General features: G+C 66.9%; 14 protein-coding genes. 10 read left to right on the top strand and 4 right to left on the bottom strand.

Going from position 1 to position 14,133, the window contains the following annotated elements; genetic code table 11:
- Both AC1DBL_RS16280 and AC1DBL_RS16275 read left to right on the top strand, forming a co-directional pair.
- Nucleotides 1-714: HNH endonuclease signature motif containing protein (locus AC1DBL_RS16280; RefSeq protein ID WP_476926473.1), on the top strand; the 714-nt coding region annotated here is incomplete at its 5' end.
- Nucleotides 715-1,059: 345 nt separating this feature from the next.
- Nucleotides 1,060-1,815: a class I SAM-dependent methyltransferase gene (locus AC1DBL_RS16275; RefSeq protein WP_441419373.1), complete on the top strand. Its 756-nt coding sequence runs from the start codon at nt 1,060-1,062 to the stop codon at nt 1,813-1,815.
- Nucleotides 1,816-1,823: 8 nt separating this feature from the next.
- On the opposite strand, the gene AC1DBL_RS16270 is transcribed toward AC1DBL_RS16275, so the two are convergent.
- Together AC1DBL_RS16270 and AC1DBL_RS16265 are read right to left on the bottom strand one after the other, a co-directional pair.
- Nucleotides 1,824-2,273 (bottom strand): MBL fold metallo-hydrolase, encoded by a 450-nt coding sequence (locus AC1DBL_RS16270; RefSeq protein ID WP_476893617.1) that lies wholly within the window; start codon nt 2,271-2,273, stop codon nt 1,824-1,826.
- Between the two features lie 91 nt (nt 2,274-2,364).
- Entirely contained in the window at nt 2,365-2,790 is a 426-nt protein-coding gene (locus AC1DBL_RS16265; protein ID WP_441419375.1) for a GNAT family N-acetyltransferase, read from the bottom strand.
- Between the two features lie 14 nt (nt 2,791-2,804).
- On the opposite strand from AC1DBL_RS16265, the gene AC1DBL_RS16260 reads away from it, so the two are divergent.
- A complete protein-coding gene (locus AC1DBL_RS16260) occupies nt 2,805-3,386 on the top strand; it encodes a P-loop NTPase family protein (protein ID WP_476926472.1) in 582 nt (193 codons plus the stop codon).
- A gap of 43 nt (nt 3,387-3,429) precedes the next feature.
- Here AC1DBL_RS16260 and AC1DBL_RS16255 read toward each other — a convergent pair whose 3' ends face one another.
- Nucleotides 3,430-4,194 carry a DUF937 domain-containing protein gene (locus AC1DBL_RS16255; protein ID WP_476926471.1) on the bottom strand — a complete coding sequence of 255 codons (765 nt, stop codon included), beginning with the start codon at nt 4,192-4,194 and terminating at the stop codon, nt 3,430-3,432.
- 236 nt (nt 4,195-4,430) lie between these two features.
- On the opposite strand from AC1DBL_RS16255, the gene AC1DBL_RS16250 reads away from it, so the two are divergent.
- The 6 genes from AC1DBL_RS16250 to AC1DBL_RS16225 all read left to right on the top strand — a co-directional run bounded on the left by AC1DBL_RS16250 (nt 4,431) and on the right by AC1DBL_RS16225 (nt 11,998).
- Nucleotides 4,431-5,438, top strand: coding sequence for a bifunctional riboflavin kinase/FAD synthetase (locus tag AC1DBL_RS16250; RefSeq protein WP_476917827.1), 1,008 nt, complete (start codon nt 4,431-4,433; stop codon nt 5,436-5,438).
- A gap of 29 nt (nt 5,439-5,467) precedes the next feature.
- Nucleotides 5,468-6,322: a tryptophan 2,3-dioxygenase gene (gene kynA, locus AC1DBL_RS16245; RefSeq protein WP_476893613.1), complete on the top strand. Its 855-nt coding sequence runs from the start codon at nt 5,468-5,470 to the stop codon at nt 6,320-6,322.
- Nucleotides 6,319-7,575, top strand: a complete 1,257-nt coding sequence (kynU, locus tag AC1DBL_RS16240) for a kynureninase (RefSeq protein WP_476893612.1) — start codon at nt 6,319-6,321, stop codon at nt 7,573-7,575. The genes kynA and kynU overlap by 4 nt, the downstream gene beginning before the upstream one ends.
- A 194-nt stretch (nt 7,576-7,769) precedes the next feature.
- Entirely contained in the window at nt 7,770-8,039 is a 270-nt protein-coding gene (gene rpsO / locus AC1DBL_RS16235) for a 30S ribosomal protein S15 (RefSeq protein ID WP_290258342.1), read from the top strand.
- 243 nt (nt 8,040-8,282) lie between these two features.
- Entirely contained in the window at nt 8,283-10,532 is a 2,250-nt protein-coding gene (locus tag AC1DBL_RS16230) for a polyribonucleotide nucleotidyltransferase (protein ID WP_441419447.1), read from the top strand.
- A 122-nt stretch (nt 10,533-10,654) separates the two neighbouring features.
- Nucleotides 10,655-11,998 carry a M16 family metallopeptidase gene (locus AC1DBL_RS16225; protein WP_441419381.1) on the top strand — a complete coding sequence of 448 codons (1,344 nt, stop codon included), beginning with the start codon at nt 10,655-10,657 and terminating at the stop codon, nt 11,996-11,998.
- A gap of 49 nt (nt 11,999-12,047) precedes the next feature.
- On the opposite strand, the gene AC1DBL_RS16220 is transcribed toward AC1DBL_RS16225, so the two are convergent.
- On the bottom strand, nt 12,048-12,533 hold the full coding sequence (locus AC1DBL_RS16220; protein WP_441419382.1) for a DUF1579 domain-containing protein: 486 nt from the start codon (nt 12,531-12,533) through the stop codon (nt 12,048-12,050).
- Between the two features lie 344 nt (nt 12,534-12,877).
- On the opposite strand from AC1DBL_RS16220, the gene AC1DBL_RS16215 reads away from it, so the two are divergent.
- The gene (locus tag AC1DBL_RS16215; RefSeq protein ID WP_476909767.1) at nt 12,878-14,077 is read left to right on the top strand and encodes a substrate-binding domain-containing protein; all 1,200 of its coding nucleotides are present in this window, start codon (nt 12,878-12,880) and stop codon (nt 14,075-14,077) included.
- Nucleotides 14,078-14,133: the final 56 nt, after the last annotated feature.

Here is a 14,133-nt window from a genome sequence, read left to right as displayed (position 1 = left end):
GACCGGCGGTCGAGGCCGCAGAAATCCCTCGACGGCCTGGTCGGCGCCTGCAAAGTGGCCCTGGCTTCCGGCGCACTGCCCGCCACCGGAGGGCTCCGGCCCCAGGTCATGGTCACCATCGATTACCGCGACCTCCTCGAACGCCTCCAACGAGACACCGGCACGGCCGCCGACGGGGCCGGCCAGGTCAGCGCCACCGGCCAGTTCGAGCGGGCCGGAACCACCGGACCGGGCCAGTTCGGCCGGGTCGGAGCCACCGGACACGGCCCCGGGGCGGGATCGCTCGGGTTCACCGGCACCGGGACGCTGGCCTTCACCGGCCCCGTCACCGCCGCGACCATCCGCAAAATCGCCTGCGACGCGGACATCATCCCCGTCCTGCTCGGAGCCCAGGGCCGGATCCTGGACATCGGCCGCACCAGCCGGATCTTCCCGCCCCACCTCCGCAAAGCCATCACCGCCCGCGACCAGGGCTGCGCCTTCCCCGGCTGCACCATCCCCGCACCCTGGTGCGAAGCCCACCACATTAACTACTGGTCCACAGGCGGCACCACATCCACCGACAACGGAACGCTCCTCTGCTCCCACCATCACCACCTGACCCACAAAGAACAATGGTCCATCCAGATCCGTGCCGGGATCCCGTGGTTCATCCCGCCACCCCACCTCGACCCACGCCAAACACCCCGAAGAAACCACTACTTCAGAAGCTGAACGGCGCACCCGGAGTTGCTGAACGGCGCACCCGGAGTAGCTGAACCACGCACCCGGAGTTGCTGAACGGCGTACCCGGCCGACCGGAATCCGAACGGTCACACGATAGGGGAGCCCAGCAGGGCCGCCGCGTCCGGCCGTGACTGCAGCGAAGGTGTCATGCCGCCTGGGCTCCGAGACCGACGACCCGAGACCGACGACCCGAGACGGACGACCCGAGACCGAAGTCCGAGAGGGAAGGCCGACGGCCGAAGACCTGCGGCCCGGGGCTGTGGACCGGACGTTGGGCCACGGAGGCGGCATCGGTCGCTAGAGGAACCGCACAGCAGATGCGATAGTGACGGGATGATTAACCAGCAACAGCTCTGGGACGACGAGACCGCGAGGAAGTACGACACGCCTGGAGAGGGAATGTTCGCGCCCGAGGTTCTCGGCCCCACGGTAGAGGTCCTGTCGGAGCTCGCGGGTGACGGTCCGGCCATCGAATTTGCCATTGGCACGGGCCGGGTTGCGATTCCGCTTTCGGAAGCGGGGGTTCAAGTCAGCGGTATCGAACTGTCCCACGCGATGATCTCCCGTTTGCGTGAGAAGGCCAGCGAACGCAACATTCCCGTCGTTCAGGGCGACATGACCGAGGCATTGGCGGGGGAGAACTTCTCGCTTGCATTCCTGGTGTTCAACACCATCGCCAACCTCTTGACGCAGGACGATCAGGTGCGCTGTTTCCAGAACGCTGCGCGTCATCTTGCGCCTGGCGGGCGCTTCGTCATAGAGCTCTGGGTGCCACAACTCCGCTCACTGTCGCCCGGCCACGGTGGGACGGTTGAAGAGAGCGAGCCCGGGTATCTCCTAGTCGATACCTACGATGTGCTGAATCAGCACGTCATCTCGCACCATGTGCGGTTCGCCCCGGAGCTAGCGGACGGTCAGGAGGCGCGGATCGGACGGACGCCGCACCGGTACGTCTGGCCCAGCGAGCTGGATCTCATGGCCCGGCTGGCCGGGTTCGAGTTGGAATCCAGGTGGGCGGACTGGGATGGCAGCGAGTTCACCGGAGAATCCCGCAGCCACGTCTCGGTGTACCGGCTTACTTCACCCTGAAGGACCGCTCAGCCGGTCTTGAAGGGGATCGGGGTGCCCGGCGGGAACGGGACAGTGCCCTGGTCCGGCGTCATCGTAAACCAACCGTCGTTTTGCTCGGTCAGGAAGAAGAGATGCCGGCCGCCGACGTCGAGCGGGTCGCCGTCGGGATAGGACTTTCCGCAAGTCACCGGCATGGACGCGATACGGACCGGGCCCTTGCCCAGGCTGCCTTTGAGCACTTTCTCCACTTCCACCACGTGGACATTGGCCTGGTAACCGTAGATCCGGATCTCACCGTCTCTCTGGAGGGGCGTGCCGACCAGGACCGCGCCGGCGTGGTCGAAGCGTTGTTGCATGGTCTCGAAGCGGACCCAGTCAACGCAGGCGTCCGTGCGGGTGACAGGCACCAGCCAACACCCGCAAAGCAGCACGCCCAACACGACGCCGATCGTCGCTGTCCCCGCCAGTCTCCGCATGCTCGAACCTTAGCCGCCACCGGGAGTGCAGTCCATGAAAAGCGTTCTCCCAAGCGCCGCGACGGCAAGGGGCAATAGCCGCAGACCGGTGCTAGCGGATCAACGCGAAAACCCGCAACGGCTCAGGGCTGAAGTCAGCGCCTTCGGTGAAACCCAGGGCTTCGTAGAAGGCTCGCTGGCCCGGCTCGTTGTCGGTGAGGAGGACCGTCTGCCGGACGTGCCCGTACCGCGCCTGGACGGCTTCCAGCAGCGTCCTTCCCACACCGGTTCCTTGGAACGCCGGGTCCACGAGGATGTCCTGCAAGTAGCAGATGGTCGCATCGTCGGAGACGGCCCGGGCAAGCCCAACCAGTTCCCCTCCGACACTCCGGGCAGTGACCACAAACGAAGAATTCCGGATGGCCCGAACGAGCAGTCCCAGGTCCCGGGAGTAGGCGGCCCACCCGACGGATTCATAAAGCGCCAGCGCCTCGGCGTCGGTCACGTCGGCGCTGGCGGAGATAGAGAACTGGGGCATCGCACCAGTGTGGCATGCTGAACTTCGTGCACCCCCGGAATCCAACCGCTGCCCCCTCGCGAGTCCTCTTCTACGGCGTCACCGGGAGCGGGAAGTCCTCCGCCGCCCGTGCCTATGCGGCGAGAACGGGGCTCCCGGAGTTCTCTGCCGACGACGACATTGGCTGGCTTCCGGGCTGGCGGCAGCCGGACACCGCCGTGCAGCGGGAGCTCGCGGCGCGCATCGCCGGCCAGGACAAGTGGGTCCTGGACAGCGCCTATGGAGTGTGGCGTGACCTTGTTGTGCCGCGAGCGGAGCTGATTGTCGGACTGGACTATCCGCGCTGGCTTTCGCTGCTCCGGCTGCTCCGCCGCTCCTTTCGCCGGGTCATCGCCCGAGAGGAAGTCTGCAACGGGAACCGGGAAACGTTCGGCCGCCTCTTCGCCCTGGACTCGATCATCGGGTGGCATTTCCGCTCGTTCAGCCGCAAGCGACGGGTCATGCGCGAACTGGAGAGCAACCCTGGCACCGCCGAGGTCCGCATCTTCCGCCACCCGCGGGAACTCGAGGCGTGGCTCCAAGGGCTCCCGACAGCAGGCCCGCACCCAGCCGGGTAATGCCAGCCCCGCTCCTGGAGGCCCAATCCAGCGTCAGCGGACGCTATTTCTTCCCGAACAGTCCACCCAGCAGGCCGCCGAGGCCGCCGTCGTTCTTCCGGGGCTCAGCGTCCTGCGGCGCCTCTTCCTGAGGCTGGCCCGGGAGGTCAATGTCGATCAGCTCACCCGGTCGCGGCCCACTGCCGGACGGCTGGACCTGCGGGACAGCCTGCTCGGCGGCATTGCCGGCGTCCGGGGCTACAGCTTCATTGGCCGTCCGCTGCTGCCCGCCGCCAAGCATGCCCCCTAGGATGTCGCCCAGGCCGCCGCCGGCTGCGCCCGCGCCGCCGCCGAGAATTCCACCGAGGATGCCGCCCAGGTCAATGCCTCCGGCTCCGGTTCCGCCGCCGGCCTGGCCGCGACCGCCCAGGACCTTGTTGGCGAGGTAGGACATGACGATCGGCGCGAGCAGCGGCAGGAGCTTGCGGACCAGGTCCCCGCCCATGCCGCCGAGCTGCGCGGTTCCCGCCAGCTGGTTGGCGACCTGGTCCTGCTGGCCGCCAAAAACATGGTTGACGATCTTTTCGCCGTCGGCAGTGTCCACCTGCGCCGCATCGACGCCGCCGTCGACCAGCCCGTCGCGGTGCTGGCCGAGCGCGGACTCCAGCGAGGCCGCGCCCTCCGGAGCCTGTGCGTTGTTATGCAGTCCGGCGAGGAGCGTGGGCACGGCAGCCTCCACCGCGGCCTGGGCGGTCTGCCGGTCAGTTCCGAGCATGCTGGCAATTTGGTCTACCGGGATCTGCCCGAGGATGTCCTGAAGCTCAGTCATGGCGTTCTCCTTCAGCCGCGGGCCGGGCCGCGGACATTGTTGGCGGCGCCGGCAGCGTTGCCGTGGCCGAACTGGTGCCCTTGCATCGTAGCCCGGGGCGGGGGAGGCGGAAAGGCGTCCGCCGGAGCCCCGGGTGCCGTCCAAGAACCGGGGCGATAGCGGGTAATCTTAGAGAGTTCCGGAGCCGGTCCCAACCCTCCGGAGGAGTCAATGGCAGGCAGCAAAAGGCGAGGTAGATGGTCCACATCTGGAACGATCCGTCCGAAGTCCCGGCGGACTTCGGCCCGTCCGTGGTCACGTTCGGCAACTTCGACGGCGTGCACCGCGGCCACCAGCAGGTGCTCTCGCAGCTCATCCGTACCGCCCGCCTGAACCATGCCCGCGCCGTCGCCATCACCTTTGACCCGCACCCGGCGCAGGTCCACCGCCCCGAATCCGCCCCCGAGCTGATCATGGGCCTGGAGGACAAGCTCGTCGCCCTCGGCGAGGTTGGCCTCGACGCCGTCCTGGTGATGAAGTACTCGCTCGAACTGGCCAGCCTCACGCCGGAAGAGTTCGTCTCCTCCGTGCTGGTCGATGCGCTCAAGGCCAGCCACGTGGTGATCGGCCACGACGCCCGCTTCGGCCGCGGCAACTCCGGGGACCTGGACACCATGAAGGAACTGGGGGAGAAGCTCGGCTTCGAGGTCCAGGTCATCAGCGAGTTCGGTTCCGAAGGCTACCCGTTGCACGGACACCACGGCGGCGGACAAGACGACGGCGGCGCGAGCGACCGCCGTTGTTCCTCCACCTGGGTCCGGGAAGCGCTGCGGGAGGGTGACGTCGCCACCGCCGCCGCCGTCCTGGGCCGGCCGCACCGGATGCGCGGCGAGGTGGTCCACGGGGCAGCTCGAGGCCGCGACCTCGGTTTCCCTACGGCCAACCTCTCCTCCGATGCCAGCGGCTACATCCCCGCGGACGGCATTTACGCCGGCTGGCTCGTGGACCAGGCCGGCACGCGGTGGCCCGCCGCCATTTCCGTGGGCTCCAACCCGACCTTCGACGGCGTTAGCCGGCAGGTCGAGGCGCACGTGATCGACCGCCCGGAAGAGGCCGTCGAGGACTTCGATCTGTACGGCCAGACAGTGGTGGTCGAGTTCGTGGCCCGTTTGCGCGGCATGGTCGCGTACCGTGGCCCTGAGGCGCTGGTTGAGCAGATGCGGCTTGACGTCGTGCAGGCGCACGACATCCTTTTCGCCGGCTAGCGCGCCCCGTTTGGCAAGGAAGGCAAGACGTGACGATTGAGAAGAACACGCGGGAGCTGGACAAGGACATAGTCCGCGACTTCAGCGCCCGGATGAGCTACGCCTCGTACCTGCAGTTGCCGACGCTTCTCAGTGCCCAGCAGCCGGTCAGCGAGCCGGAGCACCACGACGAGATGCTGTTCATCATCCAGCACCAGACCACGGAACTGTGGCTCAAGCTCGTGCTGCACGAACTCCGCAGCGCGGCCGCCTGGCTGCGGGCGGACGACCTCGGCTCCGCGCTCAAGGCGATCGCCCGGGTCAAACACATCCAGAAAACCCTGACCGAGCAGTGGTCCGTGCTGGCCACGCTCACACCCACCGAGTACTCCCAGTTCCGCGGCTTCCTCGGCAACTCGTCCGGGTTCCAGTCCAGCCAGTACCGCGCGGTGGAATTCCTGCTCGGCAACAAGAACCGCAAAATGTTGCCGGTGTTCGAATCGGACCCCGAAGCCCACCGGATGCTCCAGGAACTCCTCGAAGCCCCGAGTATCTACGACGACTTCCTCGCCTACCTCAAGCGCCAGGGCTTCGACGTGCCGGCCTCGGTGCTCAACCGGGACGTGAGCCAGGCCCACGAGTTCTGCCCCGAGCTGGTCCCGGTGTTCAAGTACATCTACGAAAACGCCGCGAGCAACTGGGGCGCCTACGAAGCCTGCGAAGAACTCGTGGACCTGGAGGACAATTTCCAGCTCTGGCGCTTCCGGCACCTGCGCACCGTGCAGCGCACCATCGGCATGAAGGCCGGCACCGGCGGATCCAGCGGCGCCGCGTTCCTGCAAAAAGCCCTCGAACTGACCTTCTTTCCCGAGCTGTTCGCGGTCCGCACGGAGATCGGCCAGTGAGCGCCGAACCGGCGGCCCCCGCGGGCACCGATGCTCTCTGGCAGCGCGCGCTCGACCTCGACGCCGCGGATCCTCTTGCCTCCTACCGCGAGCACTTCCTCGGCACCGATTCGGAGCTGTCCTACCTCGACGGCAACTCACTGGGCCGTCCGCTCAAACGGACCGTCACGGACATCAGCAGCTTCATCCAGGACAGCTGGGGCGGGCGCCTGATCCGCGGCTGGGACGAGGAATGGCTGGAGCTCCCGCAAGCAATTGGAGACCAGCTCGGCCGCGCAGTGCTCGGCGCCGCCCCTGGGCAGACCATCATCGCGGATTCCACCACGGTGGTGCTCTACAAGCTGATCCGCGCCGCGCTGGCCGCCGTCACCGACCCCAGCCGCACCGAGATCGTGCTGGATACGGACAACTTCCCGACCGACCGCTACCTCGTCGAAGGCATCGCGCGCGAAGAGGGCCTCACCCTGCGCTGGATCGAGGCGGACCCGGCCTCCGGCGTGACCGTGGAGCAGGTGCGCGCCGCCACCGGCCCGGCCACCGCCGTCGTGGTCCTGAGCCAGATCGCCTACCGCTCCGGATTCCTCGCGGACCTTCCGGGCATTACCGCCGCCGTGCACGACGCCGGCGCGCTTGTCGTGTGGGACCTGTGCCACTCCGCCGGTTCGGTGGAGATCGGCCTGGACGCCGCGGACGTGGACTTCGCCGCGGGTTGCACCTACAAATACCTGAACGGGGGACCCGGCTCGCCCGCGTTCGCCTACGTCAACGCCCGGCACCTGCCCGGGCTGCAGCAGCCGATCTGGGGCTGGATGGGGCGCAAGGACGCCTTCGAAATGGGGCCCGGCTATGAGGCCGCTGCCGGCATCCGGGGTTTCCTCAGCGGCACCCCGGCCGTCTTCGGCATGCTCGCCATGCGCGGCACGCTGGACCTGCTCGAGGAAGTCGGCATGGCCGCCGTGCGGGAGAAGTCCCGGCTGCTGACCGCGTTCGCCGTCGAACTCCATGACGCCTGGCTGGAACCGGCCGGCGTGCGGCTGGCAACTCCGCGGGACCCGGAGCTGCGCGGCAGCCACATCACCGTGGACCACCCGGCCTTCCGGGAGATGACGGCGGTGCTGTGGGAGCAGGACGTGATCCCCGACTTCCGTGCACCGCAGGGCATCCGGATCGGTCTGTCGCCGCTGAGCACCTCGTTCGCCGAGCTGTACCGGGGCGTCGCGGCGATCCGCGGGCTGCTGGCAGACTCCGAGTAACGGTGGACGGCCCGCGGACTGTTTAGACAACTTCGACGGCGTGCCAGTAAACTAAACGTTGGATCCGGCTGCAGTCCGTGGCGGCTGGCTCTTGTTGTGCTGTGGAAGCCTTCCCAAGGGCGGGGATTTCCGGCGCGGCACACCCGGCAGTGAATTACTGATTCGGGCCTCACGGCACATCTCTAGGAGTTAACGTGGCACTTGAAGCCGCTGTAAAGCAGTCCATCATGAAGGATTTCGCAACGTCCGAGGGCGACACCGGCTCGCCGGAGGTCCAGGTTGCAGTCCTGACCCAGCGGATCAAGGATCTGACGGAGCACATGAAGGTGCACAAGCACGATTACCACACCCAGCGCGGTCTGCTGGCCATGGTTGGTCGTCGCAAGCGCATGCTCACCTACCTCAAGAACACTGACATCAACCGCTACCGTGCGCTCATCGAGCGCCTCGGCCTGCGCCGCTAGTCAGCTCTAGGGGGCGGCCCTTTCCATCGGAAGGGGCCGCCTTCTGCAAAAAAACTCAACAGGAGGATCAACCGCATCACGCATTCGCGGTCCTCGGTAGTGATCTCCGGGAACGGCTTCAAGGACTGAAGCCTTGGCCCGTGGGTCTCGATCGATGACCGGGTGCAGTGCAGTCCAGTAGACAGATGCTGGACTGGGTTGATGCGGCTGGACTCCGTAAATCAAGAAACGGAGGTGACTCTCTTGGAGGGTCCCGAAATCCAGTTCTCAGAAGCCGTCATTGACAATGGCCGCTTCGGCAAGCGGGTTATCCGCTTTGAAACCGGCCGTCTTGCCAAGCAGGCAGCCGGCGCAGCAATGGTCTACATCGATGAAGAGACCGCGCTGCTGTCCGCAACTACCGCCGGAAAGCACCCGCGCGAAGGTTTTGACTTCTTCCCGCTGACCGTCGACGTCGAAGAGCGCATGTACGCCGCGGGCCGCATCCCGGGCTCGTTCTTCCGCCGCGAAGGCCGTCCCTCGACGGAAGCCATCCTGGCCTGCCGCCTGATGGACCGCCCGCTGCGCCCCGCGTTCGTGAAGGGCCTCCGCAACGAGGTCCAGATCGTCGTCACCGTGCTGTCCATCAACCCGGACGAGCTGTACGACGTCGTCGCTATCAACGCGTCCTCGATGTCCACCCAGCTCTCCGGCCTGCCCTTCTCCGGCCCGATCGGCGGCGTCCGCGTTGCCCTCGTCGCCGACGAGCACGGCTCGCAGTGGGTTGCCTTCCCGAAGCACTCGCAGCTGGAGAACGCCGTCTTCAACATGGTTGTTGCCGGCCGCATCGCGGGCGACGACGTTGCGATCATGATGGTCGAAGCCGAAGCCACGGACAACTCCTGGAACCTGATCAAGGAACAGGGCGCCACCGCCCCGACCGAAGAGGTTGTTTCCGAGGGCCTCGAGGCCGCCAAGCCGTTCATCAAGGCTCTCTGCGAAGCGCAGTCCGACCTGGCAGCCCGCGCCGCCAAGCCGACCGTCGAGTTCCCGGTCTTCCTGGACTACCAGGACGACGTCTACGCCGCCGTCGAGTCCGCTGCCGCCGAGAAGCTGGCCGCTGTCTTCCAGATCGCCGACAAGCAGGAGCGCGACACCGCCTCCGACGAGCTGAAGGACGAGGTCACCTCTTCCCTGGCCGGCCAGTTCGAAGGCCGCGAGAAGGAACTGTCCGCAGCCTTCCGCTCCGTCACCAAGCAGGTCGTGCGCCAGCGCATCCTCAAGGACCAGATCCGCATCGACGGCCGCGGCCTGACGGACATCCGCCAGCTCACCGCCGAGGTCGAGGTCCTGCCCCGCGTCCACGGCTCGGCCATCTTCGAACGCGGCGAGACCCAGATCATGGGTGTCACCACGCTGAACATGCTCAAGATGGAACAGCAGATCGACTCGCTGTCTCCCGTGACGCGCAAGCGCTACATGCACAACTACAACTTCCCGCCGTACTCCACCGGCGAGACCGGCCGCGTCGGTTCGCCGAAGCGCCGCGAAATCGGCCACGGTGCCCTCGCAGAGCGCGCCATCATGCCGGTCCTGCCCTCCCGCGAGGAATTCCCCTACGCGATCCGCCAGGTATCTGAGGCTCTCAGCTCCAACGGTTCGACGTCGATGGGTTCCGTCTGCGCCTCCACGCTGTCCCTGCTGAACGCAGGCGTGCCGCTGAAGGCCGCCGTTGCCGGTATCGCCATGGGCCTGGTCTCCGACCAGGTTGACGGCCAGACCCGCTACGCAGCCCTGACCGATATCCTCGGCGCCGAAGATGCCTTCGGCGACATGGACTTCAAGGTTGCCGGTACCTCCGAGTTCGTCACGGCCATCCAGCTGGACACCAAGCTCGACGGTATCCCGGCGTCGGTCCTGGCCGCCGCCCTGAAGCAGGCCCGCGAGGCCCGCCTGCACATCCTGGACGTGCTGAACTCCGCGATCGACACCCCGGACGAGCTCTCCGAGTTCGCGCCGCGCGTCATCGCGGTCAAGATCCCGGTAGACAAGATCGGCGAGGTCATCGGCCCGAAGGGCAAGATGATCAACCAGATCCAGGAAGACACCGGAGCCGACATCTCGATCGAGGACGACGGAACTGTCTACATTGGCGCCACGAACGGCCCGTCTGCCGATGCAGCACGGTCCGCGATCAACGCCATCGCCAACCCGCAGGTCCCGGAAATCGGCGAGCGTTACCTGGGCACGGTCGTCAAGACCACGACCTTCGGCGCCTTCGTTTCCCTGACCCCGGGCAAGGACGGTCTGCTGCACATCTCCGAGCTGCGCAAGATCGCCGGCGGCAAGCGCGTGGACAACGTCGAAGACGTTGTTTCCGTTGGACAGAAGATCCAGGTGGAAATCACCAAGATCGACGACCGCGGAAAGCTCTCCCTCTCGCCCGTCGTGGCCGATGAGGAAGGGTCTGCGGACGCTGCCAACACTGAGGTCTCCGAGGAGTCCGCAGAGTAGTCTTTCCTGACCCAAGCAGCGGGGCCGGTGGATTCGTCCACCGGCCCCGCTGCCGTTAAAGGCAGGTAGGATTGCAGGCAGATTTGGCACGTTTCCCGTGACGGTTTTATTGAAAGGCCTTAATGACTGTCGTTCCCCTGCCGCTTGAGCAGAACCAGCACGCTGACACCCTCATCCACGGAGCCGACGGCGGCTCGCAGGTGCGTCGGTCGGTACTGCCCGGCGGCGTCCGGGTGCTGACCGAGGCAATGCCGGGGCAGCGCTCCGCGACCATCGGTTTCTGGGTCGGCGTCGGCTCGCGTGATGAGGCCCCCGGGCAGCACGGCTCCACCCACTTCCTGGAGCACCTGCTGTTCAAGGGCACCAAGCGGCGCACCGCGCTGGAAATCGCCTCCGCCTTCGACGAGGTGGGCGGGGAATCGAACGCCGCCACCGCCAAGGAGAGCACCTGCTACTTCGCCCGGGTGCTGGACACGGACCTTCCGATGGCCATCGACGTCATCGCGGACATGATCACCGGCGCCGTGCTGGACCCGCAGGAGATGGAGCAGGAGCGCGACGTCATCCTTGAGGAAATCGCCATGGACAGCGACGATCCCACCGACGTCGCGCACGAACACTTCGTCGCCGCGGTCCTCGGCACGCACCCGCTCGGCCGCCCGATCGGCGGCACGCCGGATGCCATCCGCGCCGTTGCCCGCGACTCGGTCTGGGACCACTACCGCCGTTACTACCGACCGGATGAGCTGGTCATCACCGCCGCCGGGGGACTGGACCACGACGTCGTCTGCGAACTCGTGGTGCACGCTTTGCACTCTGCCGGCTGGGAACTCGAACACGACGCCGCCCCCGTGCAGCGCCGCTCCACCGAACGCGCCTCGATCACCGGCACCGCGGGATTGCACGTGGTCAAGCGCCCGGTGGAACAGGCCAACATCATCATGGGCTGCCCGTCCCTGGTAGCCACCGATGACCGGCGCTTCGTGATGAGCGTGCTCAACGCCGTGCTGGGCGGCGGCATGTCATCGCGGCTGTTCCAGGAGGTCCGCGAGAAGCGCGGCCTGGTGTACTCGACCTACTCCTTCGCCTCCTCCTACGCCGACGCCGGCTACTTCGGCATGTACGCCGGGTGCACGCCGTCAAAGGTCCGGCAAGTCCTGGAGCTCCTCGGCGCCGAGCTGGACAAACTGGCCGAGGGCGGCATCTCCGAAGAGGAACTCCGCAAGGCCGTCGGCCAGCTCAGCGGTGGCATCGTCCTGGCCCTGGAAGACACCGGTTCGCGGATGTCCCGGCTGGGCCGCGCCGAACTGGTCTCCGGCGAGTACCAGGACATCGACGAGACCCTGCGGCAGATCAAAGCCGTCACCGCGGCCGAGGTCCAGGAGCTGGCGCGCGAACTCGCGGCCGCCCCGCGGACCGTCACCGTGGTAGGTCCCTTCGAGGAAACCGAGACGTTCGGCCTCTAAGCCGGTCCTCCCGCAGCTCGGGAGGGGTAATTGCCGGTCCTCCCGCAGCTCAGGCGGCGACGGGCGCGGGCTCCGGGACGCGGCGGCACACCGTGGTCATGAAAGGGCTGAAGTCGCTCGCGCTCCCTAGCCGCAGCCCGGCGGAGTGCGTCAGCTGGCCGTTCTCAACCCGCAGGGTGTGCCGGGCGGTACCGCGGTCGCTGCGCCGTTCGATGGTCAGGGTGCCGTCGTGCCAGCTGGCCCGGGCGGGCGCCTCCGGGGGCAGGCCCATGCTGTTGACGTGGTACCAAAGCGTATCGGGATGGTCGGGGTCCATGGTGAACACCCCGACGCCCTCGGTCTTGGCGCCGTCGGCGCCGGTATGGCGGTAGCTCATGGTCACAGCCAGGCCGGCTGCGGCGCGGGCGAAAACGACCTCGGCCGCGGCGGCCCGGGCGGGACCCCAGGCGGTGGCTTCCCACTGGGTGGTGCCGCTCCATTGCCCCAGGAATGCCTCAAGGGCCTCGTGTGCGCTGCCTGGCAGCGGTCGATCCATGCTTCCTCCGACTGGGCTTCGCTTCGGCTGGCCCCGCCACCATCATCACGCCGTGCCCCGCGGCTGTAAAGGATCGGACCCGATTGGGATCCGGGGGAGGGCTCGACGGTCCCGCTCCGGATCCGGGGGAGTGGCGGATGTTCCGCACCCTTCTGCGGGAGGGCCGTTGACGCACGCGGCGCCGGAAAGTTGCCGTTTCGTTACCGGGGCTGCCCCGAATCCCATTGACATGGTGTGAGCCGCGTCATAGGTTTGCCGTAATCTGAATCACCTTTCAGGTTCAGCTGCTACCTCCTGTCGGATCTCCTGCTGAGATTCCGCGGATTCTCAACGAAAGGCATCCCGTGACGGATACAAAGAAGTTCCTGATGGCCGCCGTGATGGCCACGGGGCTCGCCCTCAGCGCCTGTGCGCCCACCGCCGGGTCGGCTGCGCCGGCGGGCTCCGGCGGTGCCGGCAAAGCCGAGCCCGTCAACGTCGGCATCATCTATTCCAAGACCGGACCGCTCGCGGCGTACGGGGCGACCTACTACGAGGGCCTCCAGGCCGGCATTGACTACGCGACCGGCGGCACCGGCGAGATCAACGGCGCCAAGATCAACCTGACCTACGCGGACGACGCCGGCGACCCGGACAAGGCCGTCACCGCCGCCAAGGACATGATCGGCAAGGGCTACAAGATTATTGGCGGCACCGCGTCGTCAGGAATCGCCGTGAAGCTCGCGGAGCAGGCCCAGCAGAACAAGGTGCTGTACATCTCCGGGGCAGCGGCCACCGACGCCATCCAGGGCGTTAACAAGTACACCTTCCGTTCCGGCCGGCAGAGCCTGCAGGACGTCGCCACCGCCGGCACCTTTATCAACACCAACGGCAAGAAAGTCGTCGTCTTTGCACAGGACAACGCGTTCGGCCAGGGCAACGTCGCCGCCGTTAAGGCTGTCCTCGGAGCCAAGGGCGCCACTGTGGGCTCGGTCCTGGTCCCGGAAAACCAGGAATTGACCCCGTTTGCCCGTCAGCTCCTCGACACCAAGCCGGATATGGTTTTCGTGGCCTGGGCCGGGGCGACCACCGGCAGCATGTGGCAGGCACTGAGCCAGCAGGGCGTCTTCGACGCCGCCCCCGTCGTGACCGGCCTGGGAGACGCGTCCAGCTTCGGCGCCTACGGCCCGGCGAGCTCCAAGATCAGCTTCCTCAGCCACTACTTCCCGGGTGCCTCAGGCACCGAGGTGGAAAAGAAGATGATCGCCGCCGTCGAGAAGGCCGGCCACAAGGCCGACCTGTTCACCCCGGACGGCTTCGTCCTTGGCCAGCTGATCGCCCAGGCAATCAAGGAAGGCGGCGGGACGGACCCTGACGCCATGGTCAAGGCCCTTGAAGGCTTCAGCTTCGATGGCCCCAAGGGCAAGGAAACCGTGCGCGCGTCGGACCACGCCCTGGTCCAGGACATGTACCAGGCCAAGCTGGTCCAGAAGGGCGCCACCTGGGCTCCCGAGCTCGTCAAGGTGGTTCCCGGCGACACGGTCGCGCCGCCGGAAAAGAAGTAGCCGCCCGGCCCGTTGGGGCCAGGCACCCTTCCCCGGACCAGACCGCGAGAAACGAA

This window comes from Arthrobacter sp. 10T44, assembly GCF_056393885.1.
Note: the sequence above shows the minus strand (reverse complement) of the source record. Positions and strands in the feature narration are given on the sequence as shown.